Below are 246 nucleotides of genomic sequence, written 5' to 3'. Positions count from 1 at the left end.
GGTGTTCCGGATTATGTGGAGGAACAACAGGGCACGGACCCTTATGATGCCACGGATGTGCTCGACAGCGACGGAGACGGCGTTCCGGATTATGTGGAGGAACAACAGGGCACGGACCCTTATGATGGCACGGATGTGCTTGACAGCGATGGCGATGGTGTCCCAGATTATGTGGAGGAACAGCAGGGAACGAATCCTTATGATGTCACGGATGTGCTCGACAGCGATGGCGACGGTGTTCCGGAT

At 56.1% G+C, this 246-nt stretch carries 1 pseudogene; it reads left to right on the top strand.

Going from position 1 to position 246, the window contains the following annotated elements:
* Nucleotides 1-246, top strand: a pseudogene (locus tag EO130_RS15425) (hypothetical protein); the annotation flags it as partial.

Source organism: Flagellimonas marinaquae (assembly GCF_003992675.1).
Lineage (GTDB): Bacteria > Bacteroidota > Bacteroidia > Flavobacteriales > Flavobacteriaceae > Flagellimonas > Flagellimonas marinaquae.
This window is presented reverse-complemented; position numbering and strand designations above follow the sequence as displayed.